General features: G+C 67.4%; 16 protein-coding genes. 2 read left to right on the top strand and 14 right to left on the bottom strand.

All coding sequences use genetic code 11. The features are described 5' to 3' along the window. Positions 1-35: 35 nt before the first annotated feature. Positions 36-2,273 (top strand): OmpA family protein, encoded by a 2,238-nt coding sequence (locus tag LOS78_RS02785; RefSeq protein WP_230376805.1) that lies wholly within the window; start codon positions 36-38, stop codon positions 2,271-2,273. Between the two features lie 697 nt (positions 2,274-2,970). On the opposite strand, the gene phoB is transcribed toward LOS78_RS02785, so the two are convergent. The 7 genes from phoB to aroC all read right to left on the bottom strand — a co-directional run bounded on the left by phoB (position 2,971) and on the right by aroC (position 10,187). Then, entirely contained in the window at positions 2,971-3,660 is a 690-nt protein-coding gene (gene phoB, locus LOS78_RS02780) for a phosphate regulon transcriptional regulator PhoB (protein WP_028712608.1), read from the bottom strand. A 3-nt stretch (positions 3,661-3,663) separates the two neighbouring features. Next, positions 3,664-4,374 (bottom strand): phosphate signaling complex protein PhoU, encoded by a 711-nt coding sequence (gene phoU, locus LOS78_RS02775; RefSeq protein ID WP_028712607.1) that lies wholly within the window; start codon positions 4,372-4,374, stop codon positions 3,664-3,666. A gap of 17 nt (positions 4,375-4,391) precedes the next feature. Continuing rightward, the gene (gene pstB, locus LOS78_RS02770; protein ID WP_028712606.1) at positions 4,392-5,189 is read right to left on the bottom strand and encodes a phosphate ABC transporter ATP-binding protein PstB; all 798 of its coding nucleotides are present in this window, start codon (positions 5,187-5,189) and stop codon (positions 4,392-4,394) included. A 20-nt stretch (positions 5,190-5,209) separates the two neighbouring features. Further along, the gene (gene pstA / locus LOS78_RS02765; RefSeq protein ID WP_230376803.1) at positions 5,210-6,553 is read right to left on the bottom strand and encodes a phosphate ABC transporter permease PstA; all 1,344 of its coding nucleotides are present in this window, start codon (positions 6,551-6,553) and stop codon (positions 5,210-5,212) included. Then, positions 6,550-7,740 carry a phosphate ABC transporter permease subunit PstC gene (gene pstC / locus LOS78_RS02760; RefSeq protein ID WP_028712604.1) on the bottom strand — a complete coding sequence of 397 codons (1,191 nt, stop codon included), beginning with the start codon at positions 7,738-7,740 and terminating at the stop codon, positions 6,550-6,552. The genes pstA and pstC overlap by 4 nt, the downstream gene beginning before the upstream one ends. A 61-nt stretch (positions 7,741-7,801) precedes the next feature. Beyond that, positions 7,802-8,830, bottom strand: a complete 1,029-nt coding sequence (locus tag LOS78_RS02755) for a substrate-binding domain-containing protein (protein ID WP_028712603.1) — start codon at positions 8,828-8,830, stop codon at positions 7,802-7,804. Between the two features lie 256 nt (positions 8,831-9,086). Further along, positions 9,087-10,187, bottom strand: coding sequence for a chorismate synthase (gene aroC / locus LOS78_RS02750; protein ID WP_230376802.1), 1,101 nt, complete (start codon positions 10,185-10,187; stop codon positions 9,087-9,089). A 253-nt stretch (positions 10,188-10,440) separates the two neighbouring features. Between aroC and LOS78_RS02745 the strand changes: the two genes are divergently transcribed. Beyond that, positions 10,441-12,984, top strand: a complete 2,544-nt coding sequence (locus tag LOS78_RS02745) for a calcium-binding protein (RefSeq protein WP_230376801.1) — start codon at positions 10,441-10,443, stop codon at positions 12,982-12,984. 153 nt (positions 12,985-13,137) lie between these two features. Here the strand turns inward: LOS78_RS02745 and carB are convergent, their stop codons facing one another. From carB to LOS78_RS02710, 7 genes are all read right to left on the bottom strand, one after another. Further along, on the bottom strand, positions 13,138-16,470 hold the full coding sequence (carB, locus tag LOS78_RS02740; protein ID WP_230376800.1) for a carbamoyl-phosphate synthase large subunit: 3,333 nt from the start codon (positions 16,468-16,470) through the stop codon (positions 13,138-13,140). A gap of 189 nt (positions 16,471-16,659) precedes the next feature. Continuing rightward, positions 16,660-17,184, bottom strand: coding sequence for a TIGR00645 family protein (locus LOS78_RS02735; protein WP_028716352.1), 525 nt, complete (start codon positions 17,182-17,184; stop codon positions 16,660-16,662). 126 nt (positions 17,185-17,310) lie between these two features. Then, positions 17,311-18,030: a sulfate/molybdate ABC transporter ATP-binding protein gene (locus LOS78_RS02730; RefSeq protein ID WP_084648056.1), complete on the bottom strand. Its 720-nt coding sequence runs from the start codon at positions 18,028-18,030 to the stop codon at positions 17,311-17,313. 16 nt (positions 18,031-18,046) lie between these two features. Further along, the gene (cysW, locus tag LOS78_RS02725; RefSeq protein ID WP_028712599.1) at positions 18,047-18,934 is read right to left on the bottom strand and encodes a sulfate ABC transporter permease subunit CysW; all 888 of its coding nucleotides are present in this window, start codon (positions 18,932-18,934) and stop codon (positions 18,047-18,049) included. Further along, entirely contained in the window at positions 18,927-19,766 is an 840-nt protein-coding gene (gene cysT, locus LOS78_RS02720) for a sulfate ABC transporter permease subunit CysT (RefSeq protein ID WP_028716351.1), read from the bottom strand. Before cysT ends, cysW begins: the two co-directional genes overlap by 8 nt. A gap of 3 nt (positions 19,767-19,769) precedes the next feature. After that, complete coding sequence (locus LOS78_RS02715; protein ID WP_028712597.1) at positions 19,770-20,912, bottom strand: sulfate ABC transporter substrate-binding protein; 1,143 nt, start codon at positions 20,910-20,912, stop codon at positions 19,770-19,772. 332 nt (positions 20,913-21,244) lie between these two features. After that, on the bottom strand, positions 21,245-21,607 hold the full coding sequence (locus LOS78_RS02710; protein ID WP_028712596.1) for a cell division protein ZapA: 363 nt from the start codon (positions 21,605-21,607) through the stop codon (positions 21,245-21,247).

Below are 21,607 nucleotides of genomic sequence, written 5' to 3'. Positions count from 1 at the left end.
ACTGGCCATCACGCGACCATCGGAAGAGGACCGACATGCGGCGCATCTACAAGACGACGACTGCGATCGTGACCTGCCTGTCCCTGATTGCCCCGCAGCTGGCGGCGGCGCAGGACCAGCAGGCGCAGGAGGAGGGTGGGCAGCTTATCCTGCCAAGGGACCAGGCCGGCCAGTCCGACGACGATCAGGCGCAGGAGCCCCGTGCCGAGGAAAGCGGCGAGGCAGGGGCCGGACAAGCGCAGGAAGAACCCGAGGAGCCGCAAGCGGAGGCTGCCGGGAACGCGGCCGAGCCCGATGCGCCGGCCCAGGACGGCCCGGCCGGGCTGCCGCAGGCCGGACAGCAGGCCGAGCAACCGCAAAGCGGGGCTGACGCCGCACCCGAGGATCCGCAGGCACCATCGGCCGCGGACGCTCCGGCGGCCAAGCCCGAGGTGACGCAGGCCGAGGAGCCGCGTCCCAAGCCGCCGGTGGTCGAAGCCGATGAGCCGGCCCCGAGACCCGGGACCGGCGCGGGCGAACAGCAGCAGGCCTCGCCCCCCGCCGCCAAGCCCGACACGCCCGAAACCGTCACCGGCGCCGATCCCTCGCCCGAGCAGCGGCCGCAGCAGGACGCACCCGCGCCGGAAGCGGCGTCTCCGGCCGGATCCGAGCCGTCCCTGGATGCCGAGGCGCTGCAGGAAGCACGCGAACCCGCGCCGGGCGAGCCGCAGACCGAGCAACCGTCCCCGCAGCAGGCGGAACCCGCCGCCCAGCCCCAGAACGGCGCGGAACAGCAGCAACAGGCCCGCGAAGGCCAGCCCGACGCCGAGCGTCCGCAAACGCTGGACGCGCAGGAGCTCGAGCAGCGCTTGCAGGAGCAGGTCGAGGGTCAGCCCGAATCCGGTCAGTCCCAGTCTGGCGAGTCTGAGCCCGATGCACAGCGCGCGGTGGACGGCGAGCAGCCGGATGCGCAGGAGTTGGAACGCCGCTTGCAGGAACAGGCCGGCCAGGCCGAGCCGCAGCCCGGCCAACCCCAGCCGGGCGAAGCCCAGCCCGGCGAGCAGCAGGCCGAGGACGGCCAGCAACCCGATCAGCAGGAGCTCGAGCGCCGCTTGCAAGAGCAGGCCGGCCAGACCGAGCCGCAGTCCGGCGAAGCCGCCGAGGTGCAGGCGCCCGAGGCGCAGGTCCAGCCGAATGCCGTGGCGCAGCGCGCCGCCGAGCAGGGCGCGGCCGCCGCGGCCGCCGCTCTGGCCGCCAGCGCCGAAGGGGGCGAGGGCGAAGTGAACGAAATGCAGATCACCGACGACAACGCGCGCAGTTCGGCCGAGGAATTCGCCACCTCGGTCGCCCAGGCTTTGCAGGAACAGCAGCGCGCCGCCGAGGCCGGGTCCGAGGAAGTCCGCCGCGACGATGACGACAAGGGGAAGGACATCGCCAAGATGCTCCTGGCCGGGGCGGCGGGCTTTGCGGTCGGCCAGATGCTGTCCAACGACCGGCAGGTGGCGCTGAACACTGGCGACCGCGTGGTGGTGACCCTGCCCGACGGCAGCCAGCAGGTGATCAAGGACGACAACGCCCTGCTCTACCAGCCCGGCTCGAACGTGCGGACGGAAACCTTCGGGGACGGCTCGACCCGCACCACGGTGCTGCGCGCGGATGGCAGCCGCGTCGTCACCATCCGCGACGCGAACATGAACATCCTGCGCCGCACGCTTGTCCGCGCCGATGGCAGCGAGACGCGGCTGATCGACGACACCGCGGCGGAGCCGGTGCAGATCTCGGCCCTGCCCGCGCCGCCGCCGGTCCGCATCAACCGCGAGCGCATGGACGAGGCGGCGCTGCGCGAGGCCCTGCGGCGCGAGGCGGCGATCGACCGGCGCTTCAGCCTGGGCCAGATCCGCGACATCCCCGAGGTGCGCGCCCTAGTCGCCCCGGTGAACGTGCCCGAGATCACCTTCGACACCGGCTCCTCGGCCATCACCCCGGACCAGGCGCAGCAACTCGCGACGCTGGGCAAGGTGATCCGCGACAGCATCGACCAGAACCCGCGCGAGATCTACATGATCGAGGGCTATACCGACGCCGTCGGCTCGGATGCCGCCAATCTGGCCTTGTCCGACCGCCGCGCGGAATCGGTGGCGCTGGCGCTGACGGAATATTTCCAGGTGCCGCCGGAAAACATGGTGGTGCAGGGCTATGGCGAGCAGTTCCTGCTGATCCCGACCGACGGGCCGGAGCGGCAGAACCGCCGTGTCGCCGTGCGCCGGATCACCGATCTGCTGGCGCAGAACTGACTGCCGGGCCTTGCGGTCCCGGGGTTCGTCAAGCCCCGGGACCGCGGGATGGAAGCGAAGCAAGCCGCGGGGACGGGTCCCGCGGCTGACGGCTGCTTTCTTCACGACCCCACCAAATCGGAACGGCACGCCACGAAGCGCCAGCCATCGGAGAGACGATGGTTTGGCGCTTCGAGCAATTCTCCTCGCCCGAGAACCGGTTCTCTCTTGCCTGCATATGCCCGGCCGAGGCAGAAGACCCTCGGCTAGGGCATGGCCGACCTCCACAAGCACCGGGGGGCCAACTCGCGGTATCCCGCCAGCCGGGCGAGGCGCGCCGGAGGCTCGCCGTGCCGGCTTCCGCGGCCGGAAAACGTGACGGGACGTGATCGGCCGGCAACGAACCGCCCGCGATGCGCTGAAGGTCGTGTCGTCCAAGGTGGAGATTCGCGCTTGCCATGCGGCGGATCAGCAGCCCGCCTAGGGGAACCCAAGGCGGTCCGCCGGCGCCCCTCTGCGGAGGCGGGGCCCGCCGCGGGTCTGCCGGTTCAGGAACGGGGCAGACCCTCGGCCCCGGGGTTCGCGGCTCGGCACTCCCCGGCAGGAGGGGTGAATCCGGAAATCCCGTGCTGCGACGCGGCCGCACCGGCCCCACATGCAGGCCGGGACGCGCCGGCAAAGGGCCGGAAACGGCGGCTGTCCGGTTCCGGCCGGGCGCTCAGCCCAGCGAATAGCCGGTGCCGCGCACCGTGCGCACCGGGTTGTCGCCGCCATAGGCCATGAGCGCCTTGCGCAGCCGGCCGACATGGACGTCGATGGTGCGGGTGTCGACATAGATGTCGCGGCCCCAGACCCGGTCCAGCAATTGCTCGCGCGTCCAGACCCGGCCGGGCTTTTCCATCAGGGTCGAGAGCAGCCGGAACTCGGTCGGACCCAGATGCAGCGGCTGGCCGGCGCGGAACACCCGATGCTCGGCCGCATCCAGGATGATGTCGCCGAAGCTCAGCCGCTCGCCCATCGAGGCCGGGCGGGTGCGGCGCAGCTGGGTGCGCAGCCGCGCCATCAGCTCGACCACGGAATAGGGCTTGACCACGTAATCGTCGGCGCCGGTCTCCAGCCCGCGCACCCGGTCCACCTCCTCTGACCGGGCCGAAAGCATGATGATCGGGATCTGCCGGGTCGAGGGATCGGCCTTGACCCGGCGGCAGACCTCGATGCCCGAGACGTTGGGCAGCATCCAGTCCAGCACGATCAGGTCGGGCTGTTCCTCGGCCACCAGCAGCATCGCCTCGTCGCCGTTCTCGGCCAGCACCACGTCGAAGCCCTCGGCCTCGAGATTGTATTTCAGCACCTCGCGCTGTGCGCCTTCGTCCTCGACGACCAGAACACAGGGTTGGGTCTGTGCCATGGATCAGGCCCCCTCCATGCGCGGCACGCTTTCCCCCTTGGGACGCGGGTCCTCGGGCAGCTCGCCGGTGGCCAGATAGATCACCTGCTCGGCGATGCCGGTGGCGTGGTCGCCCATGCGCTCGATGTTCTTGGCGATGAAATGCAGGTGCATGCAGGCGGTGATGTTGCGCGGATCCTCCATCATATGGGTCAGGAACTCGCGGAACAGCGCGTTATACATCTGGTCCACTTCCAGGTCGCGCTTGCGCACGTCGGCGGCCAGCGCCGCGTCGCGCTGGATATAGCTGTCCAGGGCGTCCTTCATCATCGCCTCGACCGTGGCGGACATGCGCCGCAGCGCCATGCCGGCGCCCTCGATGGCGGGCATCTCGGCCAGCACGTCGCTGCGCTTGGCGATGTTCTTGGCGTAATCGCCCACCCGCTCGAGGATATGCGAGATCTTGATGACCGACAGCACCATGCGCAGGTCGGTGGCCCGCGGCGCGCGCAGCGCGATCAGCCGCGCGGCTTCCTCGTTGATCTGATGCTCCAGCGCGTCGATGGCCTTGTCGCGGCGGCGGATGTCGTCGGCCAGCTCGCCGTCGCGGGTCTCCAGCGCGATGGCGGCGTCGTGGATGGCGCTTTCGACCATGCCGCCCATCTTGACCACCAGCGCCTGCACGGTTTCCAGATCGCGGTCGAAGGCCGAGAGGATATGCCGTTCGTTGTTCATGTCTTTTCCTTTCCGGCCTAGCCGATGCGGCCCGAGATGTAGCTTTCGGTCCGCGGATCGCGCGGATTGGTGAAGATGTCGTCGGTATTGCCGTATTCCACCAGATTGCCGAGGTGGAAGAAGGCGGTCTTCTGGCTGACGCGCGCCGCCTGCTGCATGGAATGGGTCACGATCACCACCGAGAATTCGGCGCGCAGCTGGTCGATCAGCTCCTCGACCTGGCTGGTGGCGATCGGGTCCAGCGCCGAACAGGGCTCGTCCATCAACAGCACCTCGGGCTGGGTCGCCACGGCGCGGGCGATGCAGAGCCGCTGCTGCTGGCCGCCGGACAGGCCGGTGCCGGGCTCCTGCAGCCGGTCCTTGACCTCGTTCCACAGCGCCGCGCCGCGCAGCGACTTCTCGACGATCTCGTCCAGCTCGGCGCGGTTGCGCGCCAGGCCGTGGATGCGCGGGCCATAGGCCACATTGTCATAGATCGATTTCGGGAAGGGGTTCGGCTTCTGGAACACCATGCCGACGCGGGCGCGCAGCTGCACCGGGTCGACCCGCCTGTCGTAGATGTCCTCGCCGTCCAGCGTGATCCGGCCCTCGACCCGGCTGTTCTCGATGGTGTCGTTCATGCGGTTCAGGCAGCGCAGGAAGGTCGATTTCCCGCAGCCCGAGGGACCGATGAAGGCGGTCACGGTCTTGTCCAGCAGGTCGACGTCCACATCCTTGATCGCCTGCTTCTCGCCGTAATAGACCTGCACATCCCGGGCCGAGATCTTGATTTCCGTCTGGTCCACGCTGCGCTCCAGAAGTCTCATGTCGTTCATATCGGGTCTCCTTCCCGGATTTACCACCGGCGCTCGAACTTGCGGCGCAGATAGATGGCGAGGAGGTTCATGCAGAGCAGGAACACCAGCAGCACGATGATCGCCCCCGAGGCGCGCTCGATGAAGGCGGGGTCGGCGCGCTGGGTCCAGTTGTAGACCTGGACCGGCAGGGCCGAGGCCGGCTCGAACAACCCGTCCGGCGGCGCCGAGGGGACGTTGCGGACAAAGGCCACCATGCCGATCAGCAGTAGCGGCGCGGTTTCGCCAAGCGCCTGCGCCAGGCCGATGATGGTGCCGGTCAGGATGCCCGGCATGGCCAGCGGCAGGACGTGGTGGAACACCGACTGCATCTTCGAGGCCCCCACCCCCAGCGCCGCGTCGCGGATCGAGGGCGGCACCGCCTTCAGTGCCGCGCGGGTGGCGATGATGATGGTGGGCAGCGTCATCAGCGTCAACACCAGGCCGCCGACGATGGGCGCCGATTGCGGCAGGCCGGCGAAGTTGATGAAGGCGGCCAGGCCCAGGATGCCGAAGACGATCGAGGGCACGGCGGCGAGGTTCGAGATGTTGACCTCGATGATATCGGTCCAGCGGTTCTTCGGCGCGAATTCCTCCAGGTAGATCGAGGCGGCGACGCCGATCGGCACCGCCAGCACCAGCACCACCAGCATCATGTAGAACGAGCCGAGGATGGCGATGCCGACCCCCGCCGCCTCGGGGCGCTGGTCCGAGGCGTCGGGGCTGGTCAGGAAGGACCAGTTCCACTGCGTCGCCAGCATGCCCTGCGCCTTGAGCGCATCGGCCAGCTGCAGCTGCGCCGGCGAGGTATTGGCATCGCGCGCCGCGCTCTCCATGCTGACGCGGCCCTTGTAATAGCCGTCCACCCGGCCGTTCACCAGCACCCGGGTCTCGACGGTCTGGCCGATCAGTTCGGGGTCGGCCAGCACGCGGTTGCGCAGCTGGGCCGACGCCTCCTTGGAGATCAGGCCCGAAACATCCTTGTCGGACAGGTCGGCCGCGGCGATGCCCTTGTCGGCGATGGCCTGTTGCAGCGATTGCTCCAAGATCCTGCCATAGGTCAGGGTCAGGACCTTGCGGATTTCGGCGGGGTCGCGGTTGCCGGTCTTGTCGAGCTGCGCGGCGTCCAGCGTCACCGGGATTTCCAGATAGGTCTGGCGAAAGGCCCCGATCCCGCCGGTCAGGATGGTAAAGAGCAGGATCACCAGCATGACCATCGAGATCACGATGGCGGCCAGGCCATAGGCGCGGAACCGCGCCTCGGCGGCATTGCGCTTGCGGGTCCGCGGATCGGCGGCCAGCAGCGAGGGCCGGGGCTGCGCGCCGTGAAGGGTTGCGTCGCTCATTCGTACTGCTCCCGGTATTTGCGCACGACGTAGAGGGCGACGATGTTCAGCCCCAGCGTGATGACGAAAAGGGTCAGGCCAAGCGCGAAGGCGACCAGCGTCTCGGGCGCGGCGAAGTCGTTGTCGCCGGTCAGCTGGCTGACGATCTTGACGGTGATCGTGGTCATGGCCTCGAACGGGTTCAGGTCCATGCGGGCGGCGGCGCCCGCGCCCAGCACGACGATCATCGTCTCGCCGATGGCGCGCGAGGCGGCCAGTAGCACGGCGCCGACGATGCCCGGCAGCGCCGCGGGCAGCACCACCTTGCGCACGGTTTCCGACTGCGTCGAGCCGAGGCCGAGCGCGCCGTCGCGCAGGGATTGCGGCACGGCGTTGATGATGTCGTCCGAAAGCGAGCTGACGAAGGGGATCAGCATGATCCCCATGACCAGGCCCGCGGTCATCACCGACGACCCGGAATTGCCCAGCCCCAGCGGCTGGGCGAACCAGTCGCGCAGCATCGGGCCCACGGTGATCAGCGCGAAAAGGCCGTAGACGATGGTCGGGATGCCGGCGAGCACCTCGATCATCGGCTTGGCGAGGCTGCGCAGCCGGGGCGAGGCGTATTCGGACATGTAGATCGCCGCGAACAGCCCGATCGGCACCGACACGACCAGCGCGATCAGCGAGATGTAGAGCGTGCCCCAAAGCAGCGGCAGGATGCCCAGCTGCGAGCCGCCGCCGAAGCGCGGCGACCAGGTGGCGCCAAAGAAGAACTCCTGCCAGGGATATTGCCGGAAGAAGTGCCCGGTCTCGAACAGCATCGAGAAGACGATCCCGGCGGTGGTCAGGATGGCGATGCTGGAGCACAGGATCAGCAGGCCCTTGACCATGCCTTCGACGGCATTGCGGGCCCGGAAACCGGGCGCGCTGCGGACCAGCGCCAGGCCAAGCCCGGCCGCGGCCAGGATCAGCGCCAGGATCGCCACCGGCGTCGCATCCGCGGCCGGCTGCACGAAGCGCCAGATGGCGATCAGGAACAGCGCCGGCAGCGCCGTCAGCAGCGCGGCGTTCCAGCCGTGATAGCTGGGCCGCGAATGCAGCCGCCGCACGTCGCCCCCGGCCAGCGCGACGACGCGCGCGCGGGTGACAAGATAGCCCGCGCCGGCAAGGGCAAGGACGATCAGCAAGGTCCATGAGACAGGCATGTGAGCCCTCGGAACAGGGAAACGGAAGCGGCGCGGGAACCCTGTCCCCGCGCCCTGCAGGTCATTCGGCGAGGATCGCCTCTTCGGCGACGGCCGCCTGGGTCGCGGCCAGTTCCGGATCCGCCACCAGCCCGTAGGCGGCCAGCGGCCCTTCCGGCCCGGCCAGCTCGTCCGAGACGAAGAATTCCGCAAATTCCTTCAGCCCCTGGATCTCGCCGATATGCTGTTTCTTGACATAGAAGAACAGCGGCCGCGAGACCGGGTATTCGCCCGCGGCGATGGTCTCGGTCGAGGGCGTCACGCCGCCCATGGTCGCGACCTTCAGCTTGTCGGTGTTGTTTTCATAGAAGGACAGGCCGAAGACGCCGATGCCGTGCTTGGCCGACTGGATGCGGGCCAGCGTCTCGGTATAGTCGCCGTCGATATCCACCGACTTGCCGTCGGTGCGCAGGTCGAGGCAGGCCTTGGCCGCGGCATCCTCGCCCAGCTCGGCCTTGAAAACCTCGGCGGCGCCGGATTCCTCGCAGCCGGCGGCGATCACCTTTTCCTCGAAGACTTCGCGGGTGCCGTGCTTGGTGCCGGGCACGAAGGCCAGGATCTCCTGGTCCGGCAGGTCGGCGCGGATCTCGTTCCACTTGGTGGCGGTGTTGTTCACCACCTTGCCGTCCTTGACCACCTTGGCGGCCAGCGCGTTGAACCAGTCGGCGGCGGTGAAGGCGAAGTCGTTGCTGCCGATGTCGCTGGCGAAGACGATGCCGTCATAGCCGATGCGGACCTCCATGATATCGGTCACGCCGGCGGCCTTGCAGGCCTCCTTCTCGCTGTCCTTGATCGGACGGCTGGCATTGGCGATGTCGATGGTGTTCTCGCCCACGCCTTCGCAGAATTTCTTCAGCCCGGCCGACGAGCCGCCCGATTCGACGACCGGAACCGGAAAGTCGGTATTCTCGCCGAAGGCCTCGGCGACGATGGTGGCATAGGGCAGCACCGTGGACGAGCCCGAGATCTGGATCTGGTCGCGGGCGGCGGCGGCAGTGGCCGAGGCAGCGATCACGGCCAGCGCCGACACGGTGAATTTCGCGGATTTCATAGGATCACTCCTGACATTTCCATGAGGCCGTTGCGGCCTGACCGCTCTCTAGAACGGCGATGCGACGGTTATGCGAAAGGAATGTGTCAGTTGCGTAACAATCGCGGCCGCCGCAGGAGTATTTGCAAAACGGTGAAAACCGGACGAGCCATGCGTCCCCGGCTTTCTCTGTTTTCCAAATACCCCAAGGGATGAATTGGCCCGCGCAGCGGGACAAGAGGGGAACAGCGTTCCCCTCCTGGGCCGCGCGCCGGGCCTAGCCGATGCGGCCGCGCTGGCCGCCGGTCTGCGCCCGGTCGAGCAGCAGGTGGTCCAGGATCACGCAGGCCGCCATGGCCTCGGCGATGGGCACGGCGCGGATGCCGACGCAAGGATCGTGCCGGCCCTTGGTGATCAGCTCGATCTCCTCGCCCTTCCGGTTGATGGTGCGCCGCGGCGTCAGGATGGAGCTGGTCGGCTTGACGGCGAATCGCACCAGGATGTCCTGCCCGGTCGAAATGCCGCCCAGAATCCCCCCGGCATGGTTCGAAAGGTAGCGCGGCCCGTCATTGCCCATGCGGATCTCGTCGGCATTCCGGGTGCCGGTCAGGACGGCGGCGGCCATGCCCTCGCCGATCTCGACGCCCTTCACGGCATTGATCGACATCATCGCGGCGGCCAGGTCGGTGTCCAGCTTGGCATAGACCGGCGCGCCCAGCCCGGCCGGGCAGCCCTGGATCAGCACCTCGACGGCGGCGCCGACGCTGTCCTGCGCCTTGCGGATGGCGTTCAGATAATCCTCCCAGGCCGGCACGGCGCCGGCATCGGGCAAGAAGAACGGGTTCCTGCCGATCTCGGCGGCGTCGAAATTCGTCCGGTCCAGATGCAGATCGCCCATCTGCACCATGTAGCCGGTGATCCGCAGCCCCGGCACCAGATCGCGCAGCACCGCCTGCGCCACGCCCCCGGCCGCGACCCGCGCCGCCGTCTCGCGCGCGCTGGACCGCCCGCCGCCGCGATAGTCGCGGATGCCGTATTTCAGGTGATAGGCGATATCGGCATGGCCGGGACGGAAGGCCTCGGCGATCTCGCCGTAATCCTTGCTGCGCTGGTCGGTGTTCTCGATCATCAACTGGATCGGGGTGCCGGTGGTCCTGCCCTCGAACACGCCCGAGAGGATGCGCACCCGATCCGGCTCCTGCCGCTGGGTGGTGAATTTCGAACTGCCGGGCCGCCGCCGGTCCAGGAACTGCTGGATCCAGGCCTCGTCCAGCGCCACGCCGGGCGGGCAGCCGTCCACGGTGGCGCCAAGCGCCGGGCCATGGCTCTCGCCCCAGGTGGTGAAGGTGAAGACGCGACCGAAGGTATTGAAGCTCATGGTTGCCGGACCCCCTTTTATGCCTGCGATAGCGGCGCGCGGGGCAAGGGGCAATCCCCAGCCCGGCCGCGCAGCGACTCGGCGGCCCAGGCCGGCGGCCGGAGCCGGCGCCGCACATCGCGGAAAATCCGCGAAATTCCGCTTTCCTGTCAGGGACTAAGCCGGTTTCACGCCGCCTTCACACCGTCGGGAGCAATGTCGGGATCGCGAGGCATGCCGCCCCGTCCATGACATGAGACGACAGGAGGAAGAGATGCCTACCGGAACGAATGGCAACGACACCATGATCGGCACGTCTGCCAGCGAAATCTTCGACGCCCTGGGAGGGAACGATTATGTCCTGGGCCAGGGCGGCAACGACACCATCTATGGCGGCTCCGGCAACGACTACCTGTCGGGCGGAGACGGCCACGACTACATCCATGCCGGGACGGGCGTCGATACCGTGCATGGCTGGAACGACAACGACACGATCGTTTCCAGCGGCTATGGCCAGTATTACGGCGATGCCGGGAACGATTACATCTATGCCGGGGCCGGCGGCGGCGAGACGCTGGACGGCGGCACCGGGATCGACTGGCTGAACACGGCCAGCTGGAACGGCAATTACTCGGTGAACCTTTCCACCGGGGCAACGAATTTCAGCTTCGAAAGCTTTGTGAACTTCGAGAACATCTATTCGGGCTCGGGGAACGATACGCTTTATGGCACCGATGGCGCCAACAGCATGTATGGCAATGGTGGTAACGATTACATCTACGGGTATGCCGGCAACGACTATATTTCAGGCGGCGCCGGCAACGACTATCTCCACGCCGGGACCGGAACCGATACGCTTCTGGGCGGGGATGGCAATGACACGCTCGTCTCCGGCGGGGCCGGACAGTATTTCGGCGATGCCGGGGACGATTACATCTATGCCGGGCTGGGTGTCAGCGAAACGCTGAACGGCGGCACCGGCACCGATTGGCTGAACACGACGACCTATAGCGGGGCCTATTCGATCAACCTGGCCACGGGCGGGACGAACTTCACCGGCGAGAGCTTCGTGAATTTCGAGAATGTCTATTCCGGCTCCGGCAATGACACGCTGCTCGGCACCAGCGGCGCCAATACCATGTATGGCAATGCCGGGAACGATTCGATCTCGGGCCTGGGCGGCAATGACTATATTTCCGGCGGCGAGGGCAATGACTACCTGAACGCCGGCACCGGCACGGATACGATCTGGGGCGGGAACGGCAATGACACGCTGGTTTCCAGCGGCGCGGGCCAGTATTACGGCCAGGCGGGGAACGACTATGTCTATGCCGGGCTGGGTGTCAGCGAAACCCTTGACGGCGGCGGCGACACGGACTGGCTGAACACCGCCACCTATGCCGGGGCCTATCTCGTCAATCTGGCGACGGGGGCCACGAACTTCACCGGCGAAAGTTTCGTGAACTTCGAGAATGTCTATTCCGGCTCCGGCAATGACACGCTGCTCGGCACCAGCGGCGCCAACATCATGCATGGCAATGCCGGAAACGATTCGATTTCGGGCCTTGCGGGCAATGATTACCTGTCCGGCGGCGCCGGGAACGATTACCTGAACGCGGGCACCGGCACGGATACGGTCCGGGGCGGCGCGGATAGCGACACCATCGTCTCCAGCGGCTATGGCCAGTATTTCGGCGAGGCCGGCAATGACTATATTTATGCCGGCAATGGCGGGGGCGAGACCCTGGACGGCGGGGCCGGTGTCGACTGGCTGAACACCGCCGCCTGGAGCGGGGCCTATGCCATCAACATGGCGACCGGCGCCACGAATTACAGCGGCGAAAGCTTCGTCAATTTCGAGAACCTCTCTTCGGGTTCCGGCAACGACACGCTCTCGGGCACGGCGGCGGCGAACACGATCCAGGGCAATGGCGGCAATGACGTCATCAGCGGGCTTGGCGGCAATGACGTGCTTTACGGCGGCGCGGGCAACGACCTGCTGACCGGCGGCGCCGGAAACGATCTGATCTACGGCGGCGCCGGCAATGACACGCTGGAGGCGAGTTCGGGCACAGGCACGCTTTATGGCGGCGCCGGCAACGACCGGCTGGTCTCGAGCGGCGCAGGCTTCTACGCCGGCGAGGCGGGCAACGACACCATCCTGGCCGGGCTGGGTTCGAACGAGACCCTGAACGGCGGGGCCGGCATCGACATGCTGGATGCCCGCAGCTTCACCGGGGCCTATCTCGTCAACCTGGGCAGCGGCGCGACCAATTTCGCCGGCGAAAGCTTCGTCAACTTCGAGAACGTGATGACCGCGGGCGGCAATGATTCGCTCTATGGGACGGCGGGCGCGAACCTGATGAATGCCGGGGCCGGCAACGACCTGCTCTTCGGCTACGAGGGCAATGACACGCTGCAGGGCGCCGCCGGCAGCGACACGCTGATCGGCGGGATAGGCGCGGATTCGCTCAACGGCGGCGGCGGGGCCGACACCTTCCGCTTCGGCGCGCTGAACCATTCGAACGCGGCGGCGGGCATCGACGTCATCAATGGTTTCGACGGCGCGGGCCTTGCGGCCGGCGACCGGATAGACCTTTCGGGCATCGACGCGAATGCGCTGGTGGCCGGAAACCAAGCCTTTGTATTCAATGGAACAACCGCGGGAGGCGCGGGAACGGTATGGCTTACGAACAACGGCACCGAGACCTGGCTCAGGGCCAATGTCGACAATGACGCGGATGCCGAGCTGATCATCCGCATCGCCGACGGCGCGACCACGGCCGGGCAGTATGTCGCAGCTGACTTCCTGCTTTGAAGTCGAGATCCCCTGCGCCCCTCCCCCAGCGCAGGCGGCCGGCGAGGGGTGCGGTCCGCCGGGACCGCACCCCTTTTTCCTGCCGCGCGCCGGCGCAAGGACGATGGCCGCGCCCTTCCCGGCGCGGCCATTCGCATCGGCGTCGCAGGTGGTTCAGGCCTGCAGGCTTCTGACCCCGACCTCGCCTTCGCCGCGCGACCGGATCGCCGCCACCGCCGCGATGCTGCCTGCCGCCGTGGTGTAATAGGGGATCTTGTCGTTCAGCGCCACGGCGCGGATCTCGCGCGAATCGGCGATGGCCTGGGCGCCTTCGGTGGTGTTCAGCACCATGGCGATCTCGCCGTTCTTCAGCCGGTCGACAATGTTTGGGCGGCCTTCATAGACCTTGTTCACCAGCTCGGTCTCGACGCCGGCGCCGCGCAGGAATTCGGCGGTGCCGCGGGTGGCGACCAGCTTGAAGCCCATGGCGGTCAGCTCTCGCGCCGCCTCGGCCAGCTCGGCGGTCTTGTCGGCGTCGCGGACCGAAACGAAGACCAGGCCCTCGGAGGGCAGTTGCGTCCCCGCCCCCATCTGCGCCTTGAGGAAGGCGCGGGCGAAGGTGCGGTCCCAGCCCATCACCTCGCCGGTCGAGCGCATTTCCGGCCCCAGCAGCGTGTCGACGCCGGGGAAGCGGGCGAAGGGCAGCACCGCCTCCTTGACCGAGAACCAGGGCGTGTTCGGGTCGGCGAGCGTCAGCGGATCGGCGAAGGGCAGCGGGTCGTCTGGGCCGACGCCCGCCGGATAGGCCGGACGGGTCGGGAAGTTCGCCATCGGCTCGCCGGCCATCAGCCGGGCGGCGATCGAGGCGATGGCGCTGTCGGTGGCCTTGGCGACGAAGGGCACGGTGCGGCTGGCGCGCGGGTTCACCTCAAGCACATAGATCGCGCCATCCTTCAGCGCGAATTGCACGTTCATCAGCCCGACGACGTTCAGCGCCTTGGCCATCGCCTCGGTCTGGGTCTTGAGTTCCGCGATGGTCTCGGCATCCAGCGTATGCGGCGGCAGCGAGCAGGCCGAGTCGCCGGAATGCACGCCGGCCTCCTCGATATGCTCCATGATGCCGGCGACATGCACGGTCTTGCCGTCGGAAAGCGCGTCCACGTCGACCTCGATGGCGCCCGAAAGGTAGCTGTCGAGCAGCACCGGGCTGTCGCCCGAGACCTGCACCGCCTCGCGGATGTAGCGGTTGAGCTGATCCATGTCGCGCACGATCTCCATCGCGCGGCCGCCAAGCACGTAGGACGGGCGGATGACCAGCGGGAAGCCGATGCGCTGCGCGATCTCGATGGCCTCGGCGTCGCTATGGGCGATGCCGTTGACGGGCTGTTTCAGGCCCAGGTCGTTGAGCAGCTTCTGGAAGCGCTCGCGGTCCTCGGCCAGGTCGATGGCGTCGGGGGTGGTGCCGAGGATCGGGATGCCCTCCTCCTCCAGCGCGTTCGCCAGTTTCAAGGGCGTCTGGCCGCCGAACTGGACGATGACGCCGTGCAGCGTGCCGTTCTCCTGCTCGATGCGCAGGATCTCCAGCACATGCTCCAGCGTCAGCGGCTCGAAATACAGCCGGTCCGAGGTGTCGTAGTCGGTGGACACGGTCTCGGGGTTGCAGTTGACCATGATCGTCTCGTAGCCGGCCTTGGTCAGCGCGAAACAGGCGTGGCAGCAGCAATAGTCGAACTCGATGCCCTGGCCGATGCGGTTCGGACCGCCGCCCAGGATCACAACCTTCTTGCGGTCGCTGGGACGGGCCTCGTTTTCCACGTCGCCCATCGCCGGGGCTTCGTAGGTCGAATACATATAGGGGGTCTGCGCCTCGAACTCGGCGGCGCAGGTGTCGATGCGCTTGAAGACCGGGTGCAGGTCATGGGCGCGGCGGGCCTTGCGCACCTCGGCCTCGGGCTGGCCGGACAAAGCCGCCAGCCGGGCATCGGTAAAGCCCATCATCTTCAGCCGGCGCAGCCCGTCCAGGTCGGCCGGCAGGCCGCCCGCGCGCACCGCGTCCTCGGCCTCGACGATCTCGCGCAGGCGGGACAGGAACCAGGGATCGAAGGCGGTCGCATGCTGGATCTCGTCGTCGGAGAGCCCGTGGCGCATGGCCTGGGCGATCAGCCGCAGCCGGTCGGGGGTCTGGGCGCTGATCGCCTTGACGATGGCGGCCTTGTCGGGCGCGCCGGGGATCTCGATATCGTCAAGGCCGGTCAGGCCGTTCTCCATCGAGGCCAGCGCCTTTTGCAGCGATTCGTGGAAGCTGCGGCCGATGGCCATGACCTCGCCCACGGATTTCATCGCCGTGGTCAGCTCGGGCTTCGAGCCGGGGAACTTCTCGAAGGCGAAGCGCGGGATCTTGGTCACGACATAGTCGATGGACGGCTCGAAGCTCGCCGGCGTGACCTTGGTGATGTCGTTGTCCAGCTCGTCCAGCGTATAGCCCACCGCCAGCTTGGCGGCGATCTTGGCGATGGGGAAGCCGGTGGCCTTCGAGGCCAGCGCCGAGGAGCGCGACACGCGCGGGTTCATCTCGATCACCACCATGCGGCCGTCCTTGGGGTTGATCGCCCATTGCACGTTCGAGCCGCCGGTCTCGACCCCGATCTCGCGCAGCACGGCGATCGAGCCGTTGCGCATGCGCTGATATTCACGGTCGGTCAGCGTCAGCGCCGGGGCGACGGTGATCGAGTCGCCGGTATGCACCCCCATCGGATCGACGTTCTCGATCGAGCAGACGATGATGGCGTTGTCGGCGCGGTCGCGCACGACCTCCATCTCGTATTCCTTCCAGCCCAGCAGGCTCTCGTCCACCAGCACCTGCGCCACGGGCGAGGCTTCCAGCCCGGACCGCACGATGCGCTCGTAATCGTCGCGGTTATAGGCGACGCCGCCGCCGGTGCCGCCCAGGGTGAAGGCGGGGCGGATGATGGCGGGCAGGCCGATCTCCTCCAGCGCCTCCATGGCCATCGAAACCCCGGCCGCGATGTCATAGCGGCCGTTCGGATGCTTCGGCGCCGCGACGATGGTGGCGCGCGGGTTCTCCAGGCCGATGCGGTCCATGGCCTCGCGGAACAGCTTGCGGTCCTCGGCCATCTCGATGGCGGCGCGCTGCGCCCCGATCAGCTCGACGCCATAGCGGTTCAGCACGCCCATATCGGCCAGCGCCAGCGCGGTGTTCAGCCCGGTCTGCCCGCCCATGGTCGGCAAAAGCGCGTCCGGCCGTTCCTTGGCGATGATCTTTTCCACCACCTCGGGGGTGATGGGCTCGATATAGGTCGCATCCGCCATCTCGGGATCGGTCATGATCGTGGCGGGGTTCGAGTTCACCAGGATGACCCGATAGCCCTCCTCGCGCAGGGCCTTGCAGGCCTGGGCGCCGGAATAGTCGAATTCGCAGGCCTGCCCGATGACGATGGGACCGGCACCGATGATCAGGATGGATTTGATATCGGTTCTCTTCGGCATGGCGGTCCCTCGGGCTGGCGGCTGATAAATCGTCCGGGGTTATAGCCATGGCGGGCAAAGTCGCAAGGGTCCGCACCGCCCGCCCGGCCAAAAATCCGCGGCACGCGAAAGGGGCGCCCCGCCGACGCGGCGCCCCTGCCCTTCTCTGTTTCCCAAATACCCATGCGACCGCGCCACCGGCGCGACGGCTCAGCCCTGCGCCGCCTTCGCCTTCTTCAGCGTCTTGCCGTGGTTCGAGATCCAGTCCATCGCCGCCAGCAGCACGCCCGAGACCACGAAGACCAGGTGGATCACCACCATCCAGCGGATCTGTTCGGGGGCATATTTGCTGACATCCATGAACACCTTCAGCAGATGGATGCCCGAGATCGCCACGATCGAGGCCACCAGCTTCAGCTTCAGCCCCGAGAAATCCACCTCGCCCTGCCAGTTCGGCCGGTCCTCGTGCTCGCTCAGGTCCATGCGGCTGACGAAATTCTCGTAGCCCGAGAAGATCACGATCAGCAGCAGGTTGGCGGCCAGGCTCAGGTCGATCAGCGCCAGCACGCCCAGCACCGCGTCGTTCACGGTCATCACCGGCAGGATCTGCACCAGGTGCCAGAATTCCAGCGCAAAGACCCAAAGCAGGATCAGCAGGGACAGCGCCAATCCGACATAGATCGGCGCCATCATCCAGCGGCTGGCGAAAAGGCTGCGTTCAAGAAGGCGTTCCATCATGTCTCCTGCACGGGTTCCGAAAGCCCTCATCTAGGCACGCCGCAGCGCGGCGAAAAGCCCCCGCCGCAGCCATGCCGCGACGGGGGCTTCTTCGTTCCCCGAACACTCGTGAACCCGGCCGCCTCAGGCGTCGATGAACTCGCGCACGAAGGGCGTCGCCGGCCGGGCGCGGATGTCCTGCGGGCGGCCGACCTGTTCGATCCGGCCCATGGACATCACCACCACCAGGTCGGCAAGCTCCATGGCCTCGTCCTGGTCATGGGTGACGAAAACCGTGGTCAGGCCGGTGGTGTCGTGGATCTCGCGCAGCCCCTGGCGCAGCTCCTTGCGCACCCGGGCGTCGAGCGCGCCGAAGGGCTCGTCGAGCAGCAGCATGCGCGGCTCGATGGCCAGCGCACGGGCCAGGGCCACGCGCTGGCGCTGGCCGCCCGACAACTGGCTGGGGAAGCGTTTGGCGATCTGCGGCAGCTGGATCAGCTCAAGCAGCTTTGTCACCCGGCGCTCGATCTCGGCCTGCGGCGGGCGGGTGCGGCGCGGGCGGGCGCGCAGACCATAGGCGATATTCTCGAACACGGTCATGTGCCGGAACAGCGCATAGCTCTGGAAGACGAATCCGGCGCGGCGCTCCTGCACCGTCAGCCCGGTCGCGTCCTGCCCGTCGAAGAGCACCCGGCCCGAGGTGGGGAATTCCAGCCCGCCCAGGATGCGCAGAAGCGTGGTCTTGCCCGAGCCGGAGGGCCCCAAAAGCGCCACCAGCGCCCCCGAGGGGATGGCGAGGCTGACCGGGTGCAGCGCCGTCGTCGAACCGAAGCTCTTGGCGATTTCGTCGATTTCGATATGCATGATGGACCTCGATTGTTCAGTGCCGGCGGCCGGCGGCCAGCTGGTCGGCATGGCGCCATTCCAGCAGGGTCTTCAGCGCCAGCGTCAGCAGCCCCAGAGCCGCCAGCACCGCGGCCAGGCTGAAGGCCGCGACCGAGAGATATTCGTTGTAGAGCATCTCGATGGTGATCGGCATGGTGGCGGTCTGGCCGCGGATCTTGCCCGAGACCACGGCCACGGCGCCGAATTCCCCCATGGCGCGGGCATTGCACAGCAGCACGCCGTAAAGCAGCGCCCATTTGATGTTGGGCAGCGTCACGGTCAGGAAGGCGCGCCAGCCCGAGGCGCCCAGCGTCAGCGCCGCCTCCTCCTCGGCCCGGCCCTGTTCGATCATCACCGGGATCAGCTCGCGCGCCACGAAGGGGAAGGTGACGAAGATCGAGGCCAGCACGATCCCCGGCAGGGCGAAGATGATCGGGAAGCCGCTGGCGACCAGCCAGCCGCCGATCAGGCTGTTGGTGCCGAACAAGAGCACCAGCGCCAGGCCCGCCACCACCGGCGAGATGGAAAACGGCAGGTCGATCAGCGTGATCAGGAAAGCCTTGCCGCGAAAGTCGAACTTGGTGATCGTCCAGGCGGCGGCGATGCCGAAGACGGCGTTCACCGGCACCGAGATCGCCGCGACGATCAGCGTCAGCCGGATGGCCGAGGTCGCCTCGGGCCGGGCCAGGGAGGCGAGCGCCTGCCCGGCCCCCCGCGCCAGGGCCTCGGCAAAGACGATGGCCAGCGGCGCCACGACCAGGACGGCCAGCCCGCCCAGCGCCAGCGCGATCAGCACGATGCGGGCGGCCCGGCTTTCCTCGGTCACCGGGCGCCATTTCGCGGGTCTTTCGATGGCGGGAACGTGCAGCGCGCCGTCAGACATGACCGATCCTCCTCCGGCTCCAGATCTGGATCAGGTTGATCGCCAGCAGCATGGTGAAGGAAATCAGCAGCATGGCGATGCCGATGGCCGCAGCCCCGTCATAGTCGAACTCCTCGAGCTTGATGACGATCAGCAGCGGCGCGATCTCGGTCTTCATCGGCAGGTTGCCGGCGATGAAGATGACCGAGCCGTATTCGCCGACCGCGCGCGCCAGAGACAGCGCGAAGCCGGTCAGCGCCGCGGGCAGCAGCATGGGCAGGATCACCCGGCGCAGGGTGTAGAACCGCCCCGCCCCCAGCGTGGCCGAGGCTTCCTCGACCTCCTGCTCGATCTCGGCGATCACCGGCTGCACGGTGCGGGTGACGAAGGGCAGGCCGACGAAGATCAGCGCGATCAGGATGCCCCATTGCGTATAGGCGATCTTGCCGCCCAGATCCCGGGCGATGCCGCCGAAGATGCCGTTCGGCGCGTAAAGCGCGGTCAGCGCGATGCCCGCCACCGCGGTCGGCAGGGCGAAGGGCAGATCGACCAGCGCATCGACCAGCCGGCGGCCCGGGAAGTCATAGCGCGCCAGCACCCAGGCCAGCAGCGTGCCGAAGACCAGATTGAACAGCGCGGCAAAGAAGGCCAGCCGGAAGGACAGATACAGCGCCGCCCAGACCCGCGGCGTGTTGATGGTGGCCCAGACCGCCTCGGGTCCGTAGCTGATCCCGCGCGCCAGCAGCGCGCCGACCGGCAGGATGACGATCAGCGACAGCATGGCCAGGGTAATGCCCATGCCGAGGCCAAAGCCCGGCATGGGGGATTTCTGCAAGCGAAGCGCCAGCGCCATCGGTCATTGCCCCGAATAGATCTGGTCGAACGTGCCGCCGTCGCCGAAATGCTCGGGCTGGGCCTGTTTCCAGCCGCCGAAATCGGCGATGGTCACCAGATCCAGCTCGGGGAAGCGCGCCACGTCCTCGGGATTGGCGGCGCTGTCGTCCCAGGCGCGATAATAGTGCTTGAAGGCCAGCGCCTGCCCCTCGGGCGAATAGAGGAAGTCCAGATAGGCATCGGCCAGCGCCTTCTGCTCGTCATCGGCGATGTTCTTGTCCACGATGGCCACCGGCGGCTCAGCCAGGATCGAGACCGAGGGCACGACGATGTCGAACCGGTCCTCGCCCAGCTCGTTCAGCGCCAGATAGGCCTCGTTTTCCCAGGCCAGCAGCACGTCGCCGATCTCGCGCTGGGTGAAGGTGGTGGTCGAGCCGCGCGCGCCGCTGTCCAGCACCGGGACGTGCTTGAACAGCTCGCCCACGAAGGTCTTGGGGTCCTGGCCGTTCTTCTGCGCCCAGGCCCAGGCGGCCAGATAATTCCAGCGCGCCCCGCCGCTGGTCTTGGGGTTCGGCGTGATCACCTCGACGCCCTCCTTGACCAGATCGCCCCAGTCCTGGATGCCCTTGGGATTGCCCTCGCGCACCAGGAAGACGATGGTCGAGGTATAGGGCGAGCTGTTATGCGGCAGTCGCGACTGCCAATCCTCGGGCAGAAGACCGCGGGACGCGATCTGGTCGATATCCGAGGCCAGCGCCAGCGTCACCACCTGCGCCTTGAGCCCGTCGATCACCGAGCGCGCCTGCGCGCCCGAGCCGCCATGCGACGTCTCGATGGTCGGCGCCGCATGCCCCTCGGCCTGCCATTTCGCCGAGAAGGCGGCGTTCACCTCGCGGTAAAGCTCGCGGGTCGGGTCGTAGCTGACATTCAGCAGCGTATTGTCGGCATGAACCTGCCCGGCCAGACCCAGCCCGGCCACGGTCGCCGCCACGGCCATCACACCCCGCATCGAAAGACCCAGGCAGCGGCCCCAGAAACCGGGATTCAGCGGATAGCCGGTCATGCGCTTGGTGCCGTCCTCGACCGTGATGCGGCCGTCCAGATGGCGGCGGATCACCCGGCCATGGGCCAGCTGGCTGTCGGTCACGCGAATGGTGCGGATCATGGTGCCTTGTCCTCTTTACTCTGCCACGAGGGCTCTCCTCATGACCGTAATTACGACAGGCTTTATCGTTTATTTCAAGAGAAAAGACGCGTTAAACCATCGTTTTTAATATTGATGTATTTCAATATGTTACGCTTCCATTTCTGCTCCATGCCGGGAATTGTTCGCCCGATCCCGCCCAAGGCGGAAAGAATCCCGGCTCCTCGCCGGCGGATTCGCCCCGGACAGCGAACCCCGGCAAGGGAACATGCGAACAGGCAGCCCGCGCATCATCGGCGCGGCCTGTTCTTCACCGATTCTTCAAATACTCATGGGACGGCGCGGGCGGGGGATCAGCCCGCCGTCTGGTCCTCGGCCTTCTGGGCCAGGGCCTCGGCCCGCGCCGCCAGTTCGGCCATGGCCTCGGCGAGGCTTTCGGGCACCACCGGCACCTCGACGCGCTGCGGATTGGTCTTCAGCCGCGCCAGTTCGCGTTCCAGCGAGGCGACGCGATCCTCCAGCGCCGAGGTGCGGTCGGCCAGCATCAGCCCCGACAACAGCAGCAGCCGCGGCTCGGGCATGCGGCCGGCCTGTTCCAGGATCACCCGCGCCTCGGCATCCAGAAGGCCCGCGGCGCGTTTCAGCAGCCGCTCCTCGCCCTCCTGGCAGGCCAGCGTATAGGATTTGTGCCCGATCGTGAAATCGACTTCGGCCAT

Source organism: Paracoccus sp. MA (assembly GCF_020990385.1).
Lineage (GTDB): Bacteria > Pseudomonadota > Alphaproteobacteria > Rhodobacterales > Rhodobacteraceae > Paracoccus.
This window is presented reverse-complemented; position numbering and strand designations above follow the sequence as displayed.

Coding starts and splice junctions, on each gene's coding strand:
- LOS78_RS02785 (WP_230376805.1), top strand. CDS start 36: ATGCGGCGCATCTACAAGACGACGACTGCGATCGTGACCTGCCTGTCC.
- phoB (WP_028712608.1), bottom strand. CDS start 3,660: ATGGCACAGACCCAACCCTGTGTTCTGGTCGTCGAGGACGAAGGCGCA.
- phoU (WP_028712607.1), bottom strand. CDS start 4,374: ATGAACAACGAACGGCATATCCTCTCGGCCTTCGACCGCGATCTGGAA.
- pstB (WP_028712606.1), bottom strand. CDS start 5,189: ATGAACGACATGAGACTTCTGGAGCGCAGCGTGGACCAGACGGAAATC.
- pstA (WP_230376803.1), bottom strand. CDS start 6,553: ATGAGCGACGCAACCCTTCACGGCGCGCAGCCCCGGCCCTCGCTGCTG.
- pstC (WP_028712604.1), bottom strand. CDS start 7,740: ATGCCTGTCTCATGGACCTTGCTGATCGTCCTTGCCCTTGCCGGCGCG.
- LOS78_RS02755 (WP_028712603.1), bottom strand. CDS start 8,830: ATGAAATCCGCGAAATTCACCGTGTCGGCGCTGGCCGTGATCGCTGCC.
- aroC (WP_230376802.1), bottom strand. CDS start 10,187: ATGAGCTTCAATACCTTCGGTCGCGTCTTCACCTTCACCACCTGGGGC.
- LOS78_RS02745 (WP_230376801.1), top strand. CDS start 10,441: ATGCCTACCGGAACGAATGGCAACGACACCATGATCGGCACGTCTGCC.
- carB (WP_230376800.1), bottom strand. CDS start 16,470: ATGCCGAAGAGAACCGATATCAAATCCATCCTGATCATCGGTGCCGGT.
- LOS78_RS02735 (WP_028716352.1), bottom strand. CDS start 17,184: ATGGAACGCCTTCTTGAACGCAGCCTTTTCGCCAGCCGCTGGATGATG.
- LOS78_RS02730 (WP_084648056.1), bottom strand. CDS start 18,030: ATGCATATCGAAATCGACGAAATCGCCAAGAGCTTCGGTTCGACGACG.
- cysW (WP_028712599.1), bottom strand. CDS start 18,934: ATGTCTGACGGCGCGCTGCACGTTCCCGCCATCGAAAGACCCGCGAAA.
- cysT (WP_028716351.1), bottom strand. CDS start 19,766: ATGGCGCTGGCGCTTCGCTTGCAGAAATCCCCCATGCCGGGCTTTGGC.
- LOS78_RS02715 (WP_028712597.1), bottom strand. CDS start 20,912: ATGATCCGCACCATTCGCGTGACCGACAGCCAGCTGGCCCATGGCCGG.
- LOS78_RS02710 (WP_028712596.1), bottom strand. CDS start 21,607: ATGGCCGAAGTCGATTTCACGATCGGGCACAAATCCTATACGCTGGCC.